At 68.2% G+C, this 14,922-nt stretch carries 14 protein-coding genes and 1 pseudogene; 7 read left to right on the forward strand and 8 right to left on the reverse strand.

Annotated features, from left to right (window positions below; translation table 11 throughout):
* Positions 1–173: 173 nt before the first annotated feature.
* Positions 174–491: a DUF222 domain-containing protein gene (locus tag ACWELJ_RS28825; protein ID WP_452369267.1), complete on the reverse strand. Its 318-nt coding sequence runs from the start codon at positions 489–491 to the stop codon at positions 174–176.
* A gap of 288 nt (positions 492–779) precedes the next feature.
* Between ACWELJ_RS28825 and ACWELJ_RS28830 the strand changes: the two are divergent.
* Positions 780–1,212 (forward strand): annotated as a pseudogene (locus tag ACWELJ_RS28830) (nitroreductase/quinone reductase family protein).
* A 53-nt stretch (positions 1,213–1,265) separates the two neighbouring features.
* Here the strand turns inward: ACWELJ_RS28830 and ACWELJ_RS28835 are convergent.
* From ACWELJ_RS28835 to ACWELJ_RS28850, 4 genes are all read right to left on the reverse strand, one after another.
* On the reverse strand, positions 1,266–1,760 hold the full coding sequence (locus tag ACWELJ_RS28835; RefSeq protein ID WP_452369268.1) for a hypothetical protein: 495 nt from the start codon (positions 1,758–1,760) through the stop codon (positions 1,266–1,268).
* A gap of 80 nt (positions 1,761–1,840) precedes the next feature.
* Positions 1,841–2,137 (reverse strand): putative quinol monooxygenase, encoded by a 297-nt coding sequence (locus ACWELJ_RS28840; protein WP_452369279.1) that lies wholly within the window; start codon positions 2,135–2,137, stop codon positions 1,841–1,843.
* A 6-nt stretch (positions 2,138–2,143) separates the two neighbouring features.
* On the reverse strand, positions 2,144–2,329 hold the full coding sequence (locus ACWELJ_RS28845) for a hypothetical protein (RefSeq protein ID WP_452369269.1): 186 nt from the start codon (positions 2,327–2,329) through the stop codon (positions 2,144–2,146).
* A 326-nt stretch (positions 2,330–2,655) separates the two neighbouring features.
* Positions 2,656–5,226 carry an FHA domain-containing protein gene (locus ACWELJ_RS28850; protein ID WP_452369270.1) on the reverse strand — a complete coding sequence of 857 codons (2,571 nt, stop codon included), beginning with the start codon at positions 5,224–5,226 and terminating at the stop codon, positions 2,656–2,658.
* 471 nt (positions 5,227–5,697) lie between these two features.
* Here ACWELJ_RS28850 and ACWELJ_RS28855 point away from each other — a divergent pair, with 471 nt between their 5' ends.
* The 3 genes from ACWELJ_RS28855 (at position 5,698) to ACWELJ_RS28865 (ending at position 9,228) form a co-directional block, all read left to right on the forward strand.
* Complete coding sequence (locus ACWELJ_RS28855) at positions 5,698–7,215, forward strand: sensor histidine kinase (RefSeq protein WP_452369271.1); 1,518 nt, start codon at positions 5,698–5,700, stop codon at positions 7,213–7,215.
* Positions 7,216–7,336: 121 nt separating this feature from the next.
* A complete protein-coding gene (locus tag ACWELJ_RS28860) occupies positions 7,337–8,038 on the forward strand; it encodes a response regulator transcription factor (RefSeq protein WP_452369272.1) in 702 nt (233 codons plus the stop codon).
* 218 nt (positions 8,039–8,256) lie between these two features.
* The gene (locus tag ACWELJ_RS28865) at positions 8,257–9,228 is read left to right on the forward strand and encodes an AraC-like ligand-binding domain-containing protein (RefSeq protein WP_452369273.1); all 972 of its coding nucleotides are present in this window, start codon (positions 8,257–8,259) and stop codon (positions 9,226–9,228) included.
* A gap of 6 nt (positions 9,229–9,234) precedes the next feature.
* On the opposite strand, the gene ACWELJ_RS28870 is transcribed toward ACWELJ_RS28865, so the two are convergent.
* Positions 9,235–9,723 (reverse strand): MarR family winged helix-turn-helix transcriptional regulator, encoded by a 489-nt coding sequence (locus ACWELJ_RS28870; RefSeq protein ID WP_452369280.1) that lies wholly within the window; start codon positions 9,721–9,723, stop codon positions 9,235–9,237.
* Positions 9,724–9,888: 165 nt separating this feature from the next.
* On the opposite strand from ACWELJ_RS28870, the gene ACWELJ_RS28875 reads away from it, so the two are divergent.
* Together ACWELJ_RS28875 and ACWELJ_RS28880 are read left to right on the forward strand one after the other, a co-directional pair.
* A complete protein-coding gene (locus tag ACWELJ_RS28875) occupies positions 9,889–12,135 on the forward strand; it encodes a hypothetical protein (protein ID WP_452369274.1) in 2,247 nt (748 codons plus the stop codon).
* Positions 12,136–12,361: 226 nt separating this feature from the next.
* Positions 12,362–13,018, forward strand: a complete 657-nt coding sequence (locus ACWELJ_RS28880; protein ID WP_452369275.1) for an arsenate reductase ArsC — start codon at positions 12,362–12,364, stop codon at positions 13,016–13,018.
* A 28-nt stretch (positions 13,019–13,046) separates the two neighbouring features.
* Here the strand turns inward: ACWELJ_RS28880 and ACWELJ_RS28885 are convergent, their stop codons facing one another.
* Positions 13,047–13,622: a TetR/AcrR family transcriptional regulator gene (locus tag ACWELJ_RS28885; RefSeq protein WP_452369276.1), complete on the reverse strand. Its 576-nt coding sequence runs from the start codon at positions 13,620–13,622 to the stop codon at positions 13,047–13,049.
* 42 nt (positions 13,623–13,664) lie between these two features.
* Between ACWELJ_RS28885 and ACWELJ_RS28890 the strand changes: the two genes are divergently transcribed.
* On the forward strand, positions 13,665–14,522 hold the full coding sequence (locus ACWELJ_RS28890) for a phytanoyl-CoA dioxygenase family protein (RefSeq protein ID WP_452369277.1): 858 nt from the start codon (positions 13,665–13,667) through the stop codon (positions 14,520–14,522).
* Positions 14,523–14,525: 3 nt separating this feature from the next.
* On the opposite strand, the gene ACWELJ_RS28895 is transcribed toward ACWELJ_RS28890, so the two are convergent.
* Positions 14,526–14,693, reverse strand: a complete 168-nt coding sequence (locus ACWELJ_RS28895; protein ID WP_452369278.1) for a hypothetical protein — start codon at positions 14,691–14,693, stop codon at positions 14,526–14,528.
* Positions 14,694–14,922 lie beyond the last annotated feature (229 nt).

Raw genomic sequence — 14,922 nt, forward strand, 5'->3', positions numbered from 1 at the left:
GACGGGTGGACGAACGCGTCGGCGGCGACAACCGGTATGACTCCGTCGATTTCATAGCTGGGCATACCCACTCCTCTTCCCCCGGGCGGCCCCGGTCCCCTCGTGGAGCCTCTCACAACGTCTCGGGGCGTCGGAATTCGGCATTGAAGCGGGACTCGAGCCGATATCGGACCTCAGCTTGCCGCTGTCAGGGCCTTCCACGCCTTTCTGGAGCGTGAACGGAGCTGCGGTGCGGCGTATTCGATTCGCCTGCGCGCCTCGGAGGCGCTGATTCGCAGTAGGTCACTGAGTAGGTCCGCGGTGTCGCGGTAACCGGTGTCAGCGGCGAGACCACGGCGCTCGGCCTCGGCGACGGCCGCGACCATGGCCGCGCCCAGTCGACGCCGGTGGCGTTCGGTCTCGACGAGGGTGCGCAGCAAGTCGACATCGGCCAGTTCGGACCATCCCCGTGCTGGAGCACCGTGGGCCAGTGCAGTCGAAGGTGTCTTCACATGAAGCAGGGTATCTCACCATCGAACATATGTTCTAGTTTTCGTCGGGTTGGGTACGGCGTGTTCAGGTAGCGCTATGTCGGAGTGTTGGCGATGGCCGAGCTGGATGCCCGCGCTGTAGCGCCCCGACCGGGGGATTGAGCGTCGGAGTCCGCGCTGTCGCCTTTATCCAAGACTGCGACTTCGCCGGCCTGGTTGCCTGGTGTCGTGTGCTCGGCCACCGCTTGCAAGTACTCGATTCTTGCCGCCGAGCTCGTGAACCGGCCGAACCTCGACACAGGAGACCTCATGCCACCCACCCTGGCCTTGAAGGCAATGAGTATCGCGCACCGTGGCCTGCTCCGGGTGAGCGGCGGGAAGTTGGGCAACTCCTTCGGCGGCATGCCGTCGCTGGAATTGACCACGGTCGGACGGAAGTCGGGACGATCGCACACGGTGATGCTCACCGCCCCGCTGGTCGACGGCGACACGATCGTCGTGGTGGCGTCCCGCGGTGGCGGCCCGGCCCACCCGGCGTGGTTCCTGAATCTCCGAGACCGGCCCGAGGTCGACGTGTCGTTCCGCAGCGGACCCCCGCCGACGCATGACCGCCCGGATAGCGACCGCGGACGAACGGGCGGAGCTATGGCCGAAAGTGGTTGCGAGATATGACGGCTACGCCGACTACCAGCACGGCACTACCCGTGAAATTCCGTTGGTCCTGCTGACCCCACGGGACTGAACAGATCCAACCCGGATACTCGCTCTACAGGCCTCCGCGAATCGACGGTGTTGCTAACCATGGCAATGGACTCGAACAAGGACTGTGTCGTCCGGCAGTGTCTCCAGGTAGTTTTCGATGTCGACGGGCGGGATCGGGCGGTCGGATTCGTCCCCGGAGGGGTTGGTCTTGCCCCAATCCTTATGTCGGCATACGCCGCTCGATTCGACCCACCACCCGTCCAAGGTGAGCACATCCGGCCATGACAGATTGTGGGTCGCGACATCCAGCATGAACTTCGGGCCGCCCACGCACTCGCCCCGCGTGGGAGACAGCACGATGCCGAATTGATTGGGTCCGTCGTGAATCAGCCGAGGATCGTCCTCATGACCCGGACGGACATAGAACCCGGCTCCCTCTCCGTCACCCCGAATCCGCCACGTGTCCCACATATCTCGCTCCGGGAGCCCCTGCTGCCTCTCGAATGGCGCGAGAGCACGGGTAATCGCGGCTTCCACGTCACCGATCGCATCCGGCGGCAGACAGACCGTCACCCAGCGTTGCGCCAAACCCCACCCCTCCTGCGGTACCGAGCGCCCCACGCTACCTCTGGGACTCGACGCACGACGAGTCGACCATCACCCCGACATCAGCGCGGGTCGGGCACCTCGAAAACCTGTTGGCGAGGCGGTCCGGCCAATAGTTCGGCTCCCGCCGCGAAGGCCTGCCGCAGGTGCGGGCTGTTCAGATGCGCCTCGAAAGCCGCACGGCTGTCCCAGGTTTCGATAACCACCCAGCTCCCGGGTTGGGTCGGGTGTTGGTAGGGCTGGTAACTCGAGCACCCGGGTTCGGCCGGCGACGGCTCGATCAGCGACAGCGCCTGAGCGCGCACCAGATCTTCCTTGCCGGGTCGAGCTTGCAGCGTGGATATCGCGGTGACGGTGATGGTCGGTCAAGGTCGGCCCAGCTCTATCCACCGCTCCTCCAACAGATCCGCGCACTCATGGATCCCAGGCGTGGGCTCCGGCAGTTCATCGCGCACCGTCTTGATTGCGAGCACCTTACGGCCGTGCTTGATCGACTCGTCGAAGCGAGACCGCAGTTCGATCGGCATACGTTCCCACAAGACGTGTTCCATCATTCTTCCCTTCGCCTCGGCAGCCGTTCGAGACCAGGCGCGGCGACGGTACCGGCGAGCACTGGCCGACCGCCAGCCGATATTCAACCGATCGTGCTGATCGGTCCGATCAGCACGGAATGCGGTGTGGTCACGCCGATGCGCTTGCTGGTGACTACTGAGGTGAGCTCGCGGTGGCCTGGCTCGAGGCGGGATTCCCTCGGAATCCGTGAGGCGCCAGCTTCCGGCCCCGGCTCTCGTCGCCGAGTGGCACGCCCTGGAGGGCTTTTGTCCGGTTTCACCTCCACCGTGTGCCACTCGGCATTCGGCACGGGGGGTCTGGGGGCTCACAGTTGGGCGGGGCGGGCGCCGCGCCGTCGTGGTTGCATACGGTGTAGGCGGTACCAGGCCAGCGCTAGGAAGATCGCGGCGAGGGCGGTGAGGACTCCTATGTCGAGCAGCCAGGTGCCGATGGTGTGCTTCCACAGCGGGTCGGGTCCGCCATCGTGTGGCGAGAGGGTGTCGAGGTCGATGCTGGCCGCTGCGGCGCCGTAGCCCCAACGGGACGGCGACACGAGGGACAGCTGTTGCAGAACGGGCGTGCCGGGGAGTCGCACCAGCCCGCCGGTGAGCACCAGTTGCGCCATCGACAGCACGATCAGCAGGGGGAGAGTCTTCTCCGAGGTGCTCACCGACGCCGACACCAGCAAGCCCAACGTCAGGGACGCGATGCCCAGCATCGCCATCGCCAAGATCAACTCCAGTTGGGCCGAAGTGAATATCCCGCGAGGCGGGAAACTCGTGCCGATCGAGCCGATCAAGAACAGCACCGCCGCCTGAAGGATGGTGATCACACCCAGGACCAGCAGTTTCGACATCAAATAGACCCCGGCCGACAGTCCTGCCGCGCGTTCTCTGCGGTAGATCGTCTGTTCCTTGACGATCTCGCGGATCGCGTTGCCGGTGCCGACGAAGCAGGCGCCGAAGATCAAGATCATCAGCTTGGTGGAGGCATCGGTGTTGGTTCCCGGCGCCCCGGTGAAACCCGCGCCCGCCGGCACCGCGGCGATCAAACCGCCCAGCAGCAGCGGCATCACGCCGAGCAACGCCAGATAACTGCGGTCCGAGGCGATGACCGCGAGATACCGCCGGCACAGGGTACTGAGCTGGCTGAGCTTGGACTGCCGCGCGGGCGGCGGCGAAACCGGTGCGTGCACCTCCGCCGGTCCGATGTCGTTGGTCAGCCCGGCAGCGACGTAATTCTCGAAGCGCGGGGAGTTCCGGAACTCGCCGGCCCAGTCGCGGTCCTCGTCCCGGTCGAAGGCCTGGAACACCTCGGCCCAGGTGCGCTGCCCGAACTCCTCCAACCCCTCCGTGGGCGGTCCGTAATAGGCCAGCTTGCCGCCGGGCACCAGCACCAGGAGGCGGTCGCAGGAATCGAGATTCGCCACGCTGTGAGTGACGACGATGACGGTCCGCCCGTCGTGGGCGAGTTCGGACAGCATCTCCATCACTGTCTTGTCCAGGCCGGGATCCAGGCCGGAGGTCGGTTCGTCGAGGAACAACAGCGACGGCTTGGTCAGCAGTTCCAAGGCGACGCTCACCCGTTTGCGCTGCCCGCCGGAGAGCCGATCGATGCGGGTGTCGGCATGCCGCGTCAAGCCGAGTTCGTCGAGCACTTCGTCGACTCGCTGCTCGCGCTCCTCCTTGCGGGTGTCCCCGGGGAAGCGCAGCTCGGCGGCGTACAGCAGCGCGCGTCGCGTCGGGAGCTGGTTGTGCAGGATGTCCTCCTGCGGAACCAACCCGATCCGGTGTCTCAGCTCGTCGTAATCGGTGTACAGGTCGCGTCCGTCGTAGCGGACGGTCCCCTCGGTCGCGGGCCGCATCCCGGTGACCGCGCCCAACAGCGTCGACTTGCCCGCTCCGCTGGGTCCGATGACCCCGACGAGCGAGCGCTGCGCGATCGGGAAGCTCACATCGTCGAGCAGCACCTTGCCTTCCGGCGTCCGCACGATGAGGTTCTGGACCGAGACCGAGATGTCACCGGTGTCGACGGACTCGCGCAGTTCGTCGCCGACGAGCCGGTAGGTGGTGTGTCCCATGCCGATCAAGTCGGATTCGGACAGATCCGCGGTCTCGATCCGGTGGCCGTTGACATAGGTGCCGTTGTGGCTGTCGAGGTCGACGACTCGATATCGGCCTTCGGCGATCACCTGTAGCTCGGCGTGATGGCGAGACACCATGAGGTCGGGCACGACGATGTCGTTGTCGGCGGCGCGCCCGATCCGGAGCGTGCCCGAGACGATCCGCACCACCGCGGTGGGCTGGGTAGCCGGAGGCGACGACCGCGACACTCGGCGGGGCAGGCCCGGCTCGAACTTGGTCACCGTGGCTTCATTGTCCAAGTCATAGCCGGGATCCGGGACGACCATCGTGTCCCCGCCGAAGTCGTCATCGGGTTCGGGCTCGGGGGCGGGGGTGGGTGATTCCAGCGAGCAGGACAGCCGCGCACCATTTTTGGCGTGCCCCAGCTTGAAGGTCTCGTCGTGGTCGATCAGCATCCGCTCGACGCGCTGACCGTCGAAAAAGGTGCCGTTCAGGCTGTGCGCGTCCTCGATCTCCCAACCGCGCGATCCGCGCTCCAGCACCGCGTGCACGGCTGAAACCCGTGGATCGGTGACAACAACGTCGGCGGTCGGATCGCGGCCGATGTTGTACACACCCCCGGCGCGTAGCCGATAAACGTGCTCTCGCGTCTGCACCACGAGAACCGGCGACTCGGGGAATTCTGTGGAGGACCGCGCATCCGCCATAACGGGAGTATACGACCGTGCCGAACTGCCGCGACGAATTCTGATGGGATCTGAAATGCTGAAACGAGAGAATCTGGCGCAAGATCGAAGCCGAATATTTCTCAATTTGTTCCATGCACCGAATTCCGTTATCGCCCATAGGCGGGCTCACGGGGGGTTTCGGCGCTCACGTCCAGATTGCCCGAGGGGCCACGTGGACCTCTCGAATTGTTATGGGCTGAGGCCGGTTTCGAGGGGTTCGATGACCCGCGCCCGCATCATGGTCACGTCGAATATGTACTCGACAGTGCCCCCGAACCGTGCACACGTGATGACCGATCGCTGGGCCCGGCCGTTCGGCGGACTCGGGGGCTGGTTGTTGGCGCGTTGGATGGAGCGTCGGACCAGACTGCGGATGCCGGGGAGTTGGATTGCGCGGAGCATTGGTTCGGCCGCCCACACTAGTAGTTGACGCGTGGCATATCGTCAACTACTGGTTGACCGATATTGCGACGGGTACCCCGGTAGCGGCCGAGGCGGCGCGCGGGGAGACGGCTTCTCGAGTTCGCCGGAGGTTTCTCACTTACTGTCGTCGCCGTGCGGAGGATTCCGGGGTGGCGGCGGTGGACGCTGCGGACGCGATTGCTGGTGGCGGTGCTGGTCATCGCGGTGGCCGGGCTGACCGCGTTCGGGGTGCTCAGTGTCGCGATGCTGAGCCGCTCGGAGTTGGCGCGGATCGACGGGCAGTTGAATTCGGTGGCGGGGGATCTGTCGGTGGGCAGTCATCCGCCGCCGCCACCGGGGGCGGCCTCGACGGTGCGGGGGCTGCCGTCGACGTTCCAGATCCTGTTCTTCGACAGCACGGGCGCCCAGATCGGTCAGATCGGCGTGGGGACCACGGATCTGGTGCTGCCCGCGATGGATACGGCCTCCGTCGCCGCGCGCGGCAGCAGGATCTTCGAGGTCAGCACCACGAGCGGGGCGCCCTGGCGGGTTCGCATCGCCGTGCAGCCCCCGAACGGCGCCCAGCCGCACGGGGGGACGGTCGCGGTGGTGATGCCGTTGGACGGGTACTACGCCACCGCGCGTGAACTGCGCACCATCGAACTGGTCTCGGGGGCGGGGCTGTTGCTGGTGCTCGGCGCGGTGGCGGCGTGGCTGGTGCGGGTCGGGCTGCGGCCGCTGTCGCGGATCGAGCACACCGCGCAGGCCATCGCGGCCGGTGACCTGGATCGGCGGGTCGAGCAGACCGATGATCGGACCGAGGTCGGACGGCTGGGGGTCGCGTTCGATGTGATGCTCGAACGGTTGTCGACCAGTATGCGGCGGCTCGGGGAATCCGAGGCGCGGATGCGGCAGTTCGTGGCCGACGCCTCGCACGAGCTGCGCACCCCGCTCACCTCGATCCGCGGGTACGCCGAGCTGTACCGGATGGGCGGGGCCTCGAATCCCGGGCAGGTCGCCACCATGATGCGGCGCATCGAGGACGAGGCCGCGCGCATGGGACTGCTGGTCGAGGATCTGCTGCTGCTCGCGCGGCTGGACGAACAGCGGCCGCTGGACCTGACCGAGGTTGACCTGTCCGCCCTCGCCGGGGACATCGTGCGCGACGCGCTGGCCCGGCAGCCGGAACGCGTTGTGCGGCTGCGGCTTCCCGACGGGGCCGTGCACGTGGTCGGGGACGAGCATCGGCTGCGGCAGGTGCTGACCAACCTGGTCGGCAACGGGCTCGTGCACACACCCGCGACGACCGAGATCGACGTCCGGATCGCGACCGGTACCGTGCCGGGCGCGGCGGGCGTGGTCGCCGCAGCCGGGGCCGAGCTGCGGTCTGGTGGTCCGGCGGTGATCGCGGAGGTGTCCGACACCGGTCCCGGCATTCCCCTCGAACAGGCCGGGCACGTCTTCGACCGCTTCTACCGAATCGACGAATCCCGCTCGCGCGCAGGCGGATCCGGGCTGGGTCTCGCCATCGTGGCCGCGGTGCTGACCGCGCACGGCGCGCGGATCGAACTGCTCACCGCGCCCGGGGCGGGCACGGTGTTCCGCATCGTGTTCCCGGTATCGGAACCGCCCGGACCCGAGGCCGCCGGTTCACAGGAAACACCCAGCTGACGCCGAGCTCACCCGGTGGCCGCGGCCCCCAGGATGGCCGCATGACTCCGATGGCCTCCATGACGCCCAGCACAGCGGGTGCGCGCACGAATCCGGTGGGGGAGCGCCTAGGGTGACCACCGTGAGCGATCGCGCCGCGGCGGCGACCGTGCTGGTCGTCGACGACGAGCCCTACATTCTCGACCTGCTCTGTTCCGCGTTGCGGCTGAGCGGGTTCGAGGTCAGCTCCGCCGACAGCGGCCGGGGCGCGCTGGAGGCCGCGACCCGGCGGCCGCCCGACGTCATGATCCTCGACGTCATGCTGCCCGACCTCGACGGCTTCACCGTCGCCCGCAGGCTGCGCGCCGCGGGCAGCGAGGTGCCGGTGCTGTTCCTCACCGCCCGCGACGCCGTCGAGGACCGCATCGCCGGACTCAGCGCCGGCGGCGACGACTACGTGAGCAAACCGTTCAGCCTCGAGGAGGTCGTGCTGCGCCTGCACGCCATCCTGCGGCGCACCAAACCCGCCGACGACGACGGACCCGACCGGCTGCGCTTCGCCGACCTGGAACTCGACGCCGACACCCACCGCGTATTCCGGGGCGGCGAACTGATCTGGTTGTCCGCCACCGAATTCAAGCTGCTGCGGTACCTGATGCTCAACGCGGGCAAGGTGGTCAGCAAACGGCAGATCCTCGATCGGGTGTGGCAGGCCGAGGAAGGGCGCGCCGACCGGGTGGTCGAAACGTTCGTCAGTCAACTGCGGCGCAAGATCGACACCGGCCATCCGCCGCTGATCCACACGGTGCGCGGCGTCGGATACACGCTGCGCGAGTCTCCCTAGCGCGGCGGCCCCGGTCCGGCTCGGGCGGAAAGCGTTGGCGCGCACTCTGACGCCGCGGAGTCGGGTGCGGCGCGAACTCCCTTGTGGCACTACAAAGTTGTCGAATCGCCGCTTCGTATCGAAAGACTCGCGACATCGACCGCGCCGGTTCTCCCATGCCCTGGGATATCCCTCCGGAAAAGTGGCTGCCGGGCGAATCGTGGTGGGAGGATGCCCTGGTGGACCATGCCGTTTCCGGCGACGTCGAGGTCTCGTCGTCCTCGACCCTGTCGCCACGTCAGGCATTCGAACAGTGGGAAGCTCTGATGTCGGACGCGGTCGCGCCGACCGCCATCGAGCCCCTGCGTACCGGTCATTGGCACGGCCGTGTGGTGTCGGCCCAATACGACGGATTCGCGGTGTCGCGTATGCAGGCCAGCGCGCAGCGCGCCATGCGGACACCGAAGATGGTGGCGCGGACGACCGGTGACTTCCTGCTCGTGAATATCGTTACGAAAGGGACGAATTGGACCGAGCAGGGCGGCCGCACCGCCGAATCGAAGCCCGGCACCATCGCGTTCTTCGACAGCGGCCTGCCGCTCGAGAGCCGCACCACCGACAACTGCCTGTCCACCCTGGTCCGCGCCCCGATGCGGCTGGTCCTCGAACACTCCGGCCTCACCCGCGAACAGCTGCCCACCGCCACCGCCGTCCCCGCCACCGGAGCGCTGGGTGTGGTCAGCGGCTTCTTCCGCAATCTGGCCGAACTCCCCGCCGACGACATCGCGCGCGCGGTCACCGTATTCGGCGGCGACGCCGTCGGAATGATGGCCTCGGCGCTGCTGCTGTCCACCGGCACCGGCGCGCCCGCCCCGTCGGATTCCCTCTACACCCGCCAGCAGGTCGTGGCCTACATCCGCAAGAACTTCACCAATCCGGATCTGACGGTCGACGAGATCGCCCACGCGTGCCTGCTCTCGCGTCGGACTCTCTACCGGGTGTGCGAGGGATTCGGCGAACCGGGCGCGCTGATCCGCCGCACGCGAATCGCCCACGCCCGCCGCCTCATTCGCGCCGATCCCGCCCGGTCGCTGGCCGCGGTCGCCGCCGCGAGCGGCTTCTCGACCGACCGCCACTTCTACCGTGCGTTCCGCGAGGAGACCGGTATGACCCCCGGCCAGTTCCGCGACCAGCTCGGCCCGGCGCACTAGCCGCGCTCAGAGCTGGTAGCCGTCGATATCGAGATCGGCGGGTGACTCACCGCCCGCGCGGGTGAAGGCGGTGAGCGCGTGAATCAGGCCGGCGCGGTCGGAGTCGGGCATCCGCTCGACGACCGCGGCCAGCTCACGGCGGCGGTGACTGGTCACCGCGTCCACGACTTCGCTACCGTGCCGGGTCAATTCGATGATGAGCTCGCGGCGCGAGTCCGGATTCGGTTTACGGTCCACCAGGCCCGCGCTCACCAGCCGGTCCACCATGCGCGCGGCCGTGGACGGCTGCACGTTCAAGGTGGTGGCCAGGCCCACCACCTTCGACGGCCCGCGCGTCGACAGGATCATCAGCGTCCGGAACTGCGGGATGGTGATGGAGTCGTCCACCTGGGCGAGCGAGCGCGCGGACAGCGCGACCAGTAGCCGGGAAGCGCTCAATAGCGCGTCGGTGATCTCGTCCACCGACGCCGCGGCCCCCGCGTCCTTCGCCGCCACCATCGTCCTCCGCGTAGTCGTTGTCGGTTCGGCCCCTATCCTGCCGGTTCGGCGTGGAGCGGGTGTATCGGCATCGTGTTCGTGACGCGATCGAACTCAGGCATATGGCAACTGTTGCATAGTGCGCGAATCATGTAGGGTTCCGGAACCGTGGGAGATCGTGCGGTGCCACGCCTTCGAACGGAGGGGTGGCGGTGGGGACTGGCCAGCGTGGCGGGCGTGGTCGCGGGGTACGCGTCGGTCCTGCTGGCCAATCCGCGCCACTTTTATACCGATGACACCGAAGCCCAGTACGGCCCGATGTGGGTGATGCTGGGCCGGCACCTGCACGACGGGCGCTTCCCGGCGCTGGTGCCGTGGGAATGGATGTCGGGCAACTACTCCCTGGAGGAGGCCGGGCTCTACAACCCGCCGCAACTGCTGGTCGACTGGTTCGCGCCCGAGGTCAACGATCTCGCGCTCTACGTCACGCTCGTGAAGCTGATCTTCTCGATCATCGCCGCGCTCGGTGTCTTCCGGGTGTGCCGGGCCTACGGTGCGCGCGGCTGGTGGGCGGCGCCGGCGGCCATCGCGTTTCCGCTGTCGGGCTGGTTCCTGTTCTTCGACGAATCCAGCTGGGCCACTTCGCTCACCGGCACCGCCTGGATGCTGCACGCCTGGGCCTCGGCCATCCGCTACACCCGCACCCCGGCCGCCGGACGCCGCTGGACCAGCGGGCCGATACCGGTGTTCGTCTTCGCCTACCTCGCCATCTCCGTCCAATATGTGTTCCCCGCAGTGGAATCCGCGTTGATGTTCGGCGCGGTGGCCGTGGGCGAGGCGATCCGGCAGCGCACCTGGCGACCGGCGCTGCGGCTGCTGGCCGTCGCGGCCTGCGCCGGACTCGCGGGGCTCGAGACCTACCTGCCGGGCATGCTGTCCTCGCCGGTCACCTGGCGCGGCAACGAACGCGTGCTGTCCGACGACTTCCTGACCGTGCCGTGGTCGGAATCGCTGAATGCCAGTCTGCCCAGCACGGTTCCGGCCTTCACCGGATGGTGGGGCTACGTGCAGCCCATGCCGATGGTCTACATCGCGTGGTTCGTCGTCCCGGTGCTGGCCTTCGTCGATTGGGGCGCGGTGCGACGGTCGGCGCGCGAGTACGCGGGCCCGGCGCTGTTCGCGGTCGTCTTCCTGATGTGGACGGCCGGGCCCGGGCGGATCGGCCCGCTGCGCTGGCCCGCCCGGGTGCTGCCCATGCTCGCGGTCGGCGTACTGGTCCTGGTGTGCGTCGTGGTGAGCAGGCACGGCCGATTCGACGCGCCTCGCCGCTGGATCGCCGCGGCGGTGCTGATCGGCCTGCTGTTCGTCCGATCGTTCTGCGCCGCACCGCATCTGGTGGTCCGGCACCTGATCGCCACCGCCGTGGTGGCCGCGCTGACCGCCGCCTTGGTCCGGCTGGCGCGCACCCGCGGCCCGGCGGCGGCCTGCGCGCTGGCGGTCGTGGCCATGTTCCCCATCGCCTACGCGCAGGTGCGGGTGCAAGGGCCGACGCCCATGTCGTATCACTTTCCCGAGCGGCGCTCGGAGATGACCGCGGCCTTCCCGCGATTCGACGGCGTCACCCTGCAACTGGCCGACCGCGCCCTGGTGCCGCCCGCCGAACAGTCCGCGGCCGGCGCCTGGGGGTCGCTGGCGTTCGGCAACTACGCCAAGAATCTGGGCCTGAACTACGTCAACGCCTACACCCCGATCGGCTACCGCGCGTTCAGCGCCCTGTTGTGCATGGGGTGGGACGGCAGCACCTGCCCGGCCGCCTTCGGCGCGGCCTTCTCGGCCGAACCCGAGACCGGACGCCGCTACGTGGACCTGATGAAGGTGGATCGTGTTGTCCTGCAACGGGCCCAGTACCCGGACGCTGGTCGGCAGGCGCCGCCACCGGGCTGGCGATGGGTGGACTATCCGGGGCACGAACGCTACATCTGGGTGCTCGAGCGGGCGGACGGCCCGATCTCGGCCCGGCCCGGTCCTGCCGCCGCGCGCGATGTCACCGCCACCCAGGTCGGGCGCGACAGCGTGAGCAGCCACCTGCGGGTCAGCTCCGCCGACGGCGGCCGCCTGGTCTTCGCCCGGCTGGCCTGGCCCGGCTACCGCGTCACCCTGGGCGGACACGAGATCGGTGTGCGCACCGTCGCGAATATCTTTGTCGGCGTCGACATTCCGCCCGGCACCGCCGACGCCGACCTGGTGGTCGAATGGCGACCGCCCGGATGGAAGATCGGGATCGCCGCCGCGCTGGCGGGACTGCTGGGACTGGCCGCGCTGCAGTGGGCCTACCGGCGCGACCACCGCCAGGACGAGGGTTTCGGGACGGTGCTGCCCGCAACCGATGTAGACCCCGTGACCGAGCCGTTGGCGCCGGTGCTGGTCTGAGTGGCGTGGCGCCGGCGGACGCGCCGGGGAATGGCCGTGGTCACACTGTCGGCCTCGATGTGGGTGTTCGCTCACCGCGAAGTCGCCGAGCGACCGGGGCCTCCGCTGGCGGGGTGACGACTGCGGACGATAGCGTATGGCTATTGCGCTGTTTCGTGTCCGATGCGCCATTCGGCCTGGGCGTCGGGAACAGCGATAGGCTGGAATTCGAGCGGAGGGAGTGAGCGTGAACGAGAATCCCGGCACCGCCCTGCCTTCCGGCATCGAGGCGGAACCGGCCGCGCGGGATGGCGCGGTGGCACGGCTGATGACCGAATTCTGCCCGGCGGCGGACCGCGCCACCGTCGAGCACATCCTCGACGGTTCGCTGGCCCATCTGACCGCGATCGGACTACCGGAGGATCGGCTGCCGACATTGGCCGAGCGTTTCGCGCGCGAGCGACTGACCGCCTTGGCCCGGACCCAGGGCCGCGGCGCCCCGTCCGGCCCCACGGTCCTGTTCGTCTGCACCCAGAACGCCGGGCGCTCACAGATGGCGCAGGGGTTCTTCGCCAGTATGGCCGGGCCGCAGGCGGCCGCGTGGTCGTGTGGGTCGGCCCCGAGCGCGGCGATCCACCCGCTGGTGATCGCGGCCATGGCCGAACGCGGTGTGGACATCGCCGACGAGTTCCCGAAGCCGTGGTCCGACGAACTCATGCGGGCCGCCGACGTGGTCATCGACATGGGCTGCGGCGACGACAACCCGATCATCGGCGGGCATCGGTTCGAGCAGTGGCCGCTGCCCGACCCGGCCGGGGGCGGGATCGAGGAGATCCGCGCCATCCGCGACGACATCGAGCAGCGGGTGCGCCGGCTGGTCGCCAACCTCGGGCTGGCGGCCTGAGTTCTGCCGTGCGGGGCTCGCGCGGGTTCTAGGACAGTTCCAGGGTCGCGGCCGTGAACCGCCACAGGCGTGCCGCGGCCAGCTCGAGCGCGGGCCGGGGATGGGAGCGCAGTTGCCGGCCGATGCCATGGCGTAGACCGCCGATCACGTACGCGCCCGCGCTGTCGGCGTCGAGGTCGGCGGGGATCTCGCCGGTGGCCTGCCCGCGCCGGATATTGGCGGCGGCGGCGTCGCCGAGATTGCGAATGTAGACCGCCTCGATCTCGGTGAGACCGGGATCCGGGGCGGCCCGGTTGAGGAGTAGCGCCGCGAGCGGGTGGTCGTAGTGGTAGGCCACGAAACAGTGGGTGCGGGCGCGTTCGCGGGTGGCCCAGTCGCCTTCGGGGAGGCGATCGTCGGCGATGGCTTGGCTGAGTCCTTCGTAGAAGTCGTCCCAGATCGCCGCCAGCAGACCGACTTTCGAGCCGAAGTGGTGATAGAGCGCGCCGGTGCTCAGGCCGGTGCGGCGGGTCAGCGCGCTCAGTTCCAGGAGTCCGTTGGCGTGGACCAGTTCCTCGCGCGCGGCGTCGAGAAGTTGTTGACGTCCGATCGGTGCTCGTGCCACAGTCGGAGGATAACAGAACTCAGTTATGTAAAGGATGGCCCGATGAGCACGAAGGTGACCTCGCTACGGGATCTCGACGGCGATCTGGCCGGAACCTATCGGCGCACCGGCAGCAGCGGTGCGAGCGTGGACCCGGCGGTGGTCGACGCGGATCTGGCCGTGCTCGAACGCGACGGCTACGTGATCCTGCCCGACCTGCTGACCGCGGCCGAGCTCGACCAGATCCGGGAAAGCGTTGCGCCACTGCTGGATCGGAGCGGGCGCAACAACTTCGAGGGCCATTCCACTCAGCGCGTCTACAGCGTGCTGAACAAGACCCGATCCTGCGACCGCATCGCCGACCACCCGCGCGTGCTGGCCCTGCTGGACCGGCTGTTCCTGCCCAACTATCTGCTGTCCATGCTGCAGGTCATCAATATCCTGCCCGGCGAGGCCGCGCAGATGCTGCACACCGACGACGGCTTCTATCCGCTGCCGCGCCCGCGAAAGGCGTTGGGGGCGGCCACCATCTGGGCCATCGACGATTTCACCGCCGACAATGGCGCCACCGATGTGGTACTCGGAAGCCATGTGTGGGGCGATGAACTTCCCGATGCGTCGACGCCGCGGGAACCGATCGTGATGCGGGCCGGTAGCTGCGTATTCTTCGGCGGCACGCTGTGGCACGGCGGCGGCGCGAATCGTTCGGCGAATCCGCGGCTCGCGCTCACCGCGCAGTATTGCGAGCCGTGGCTGCGTCCCCAGGAGGCGTTCACCCTGTCGATGACCCGCGACACGGTGCGGGCGGTCTCGGAGGACATACGGCGGATGCTCGGCTACAGCATTCACCCGCCCTTCATCGGGCAGGTCGACGGCATGCATCCCAAACGGCTGCTGGAACCCGGCGCGCCGGCGCTGTAGCGGTTATTTCGCGAGCTCGCGGGCCAGTTGCACGGCGGCTTTCATATCCGGCGCGTACCCCACCCGCCATTGCAGCCGGTCGATCGGCGTCACCGACACCTTGTACCGGTGTTCCTCGACCCGCTCGAATTTGACCGTGACCGATTCGCTCAGTGGGGCCTGCGTACCCATTGCTTCTCTCCTCACCCTGCGAAGACGTCGGGGGCGGTGGAAACATATTCACGGCATGCGAGCGGGCTGATGCTTGCTCTGGATTAACTGTAAGAAATTCAGGGCCGCTTGGATACGGACAAAGGTTACATTCTCGGCGCGACCGGAGAACGGTCGCGCCGAGTGCCGCCGAGTGTGTCAGCCGTTGCGGCGACGGCGCGGCGCACCGCCCGCGCGCGGGGATCCGGAC

The organism is Nocardia sp. NPDC004582, assembly GCF_053602115.1.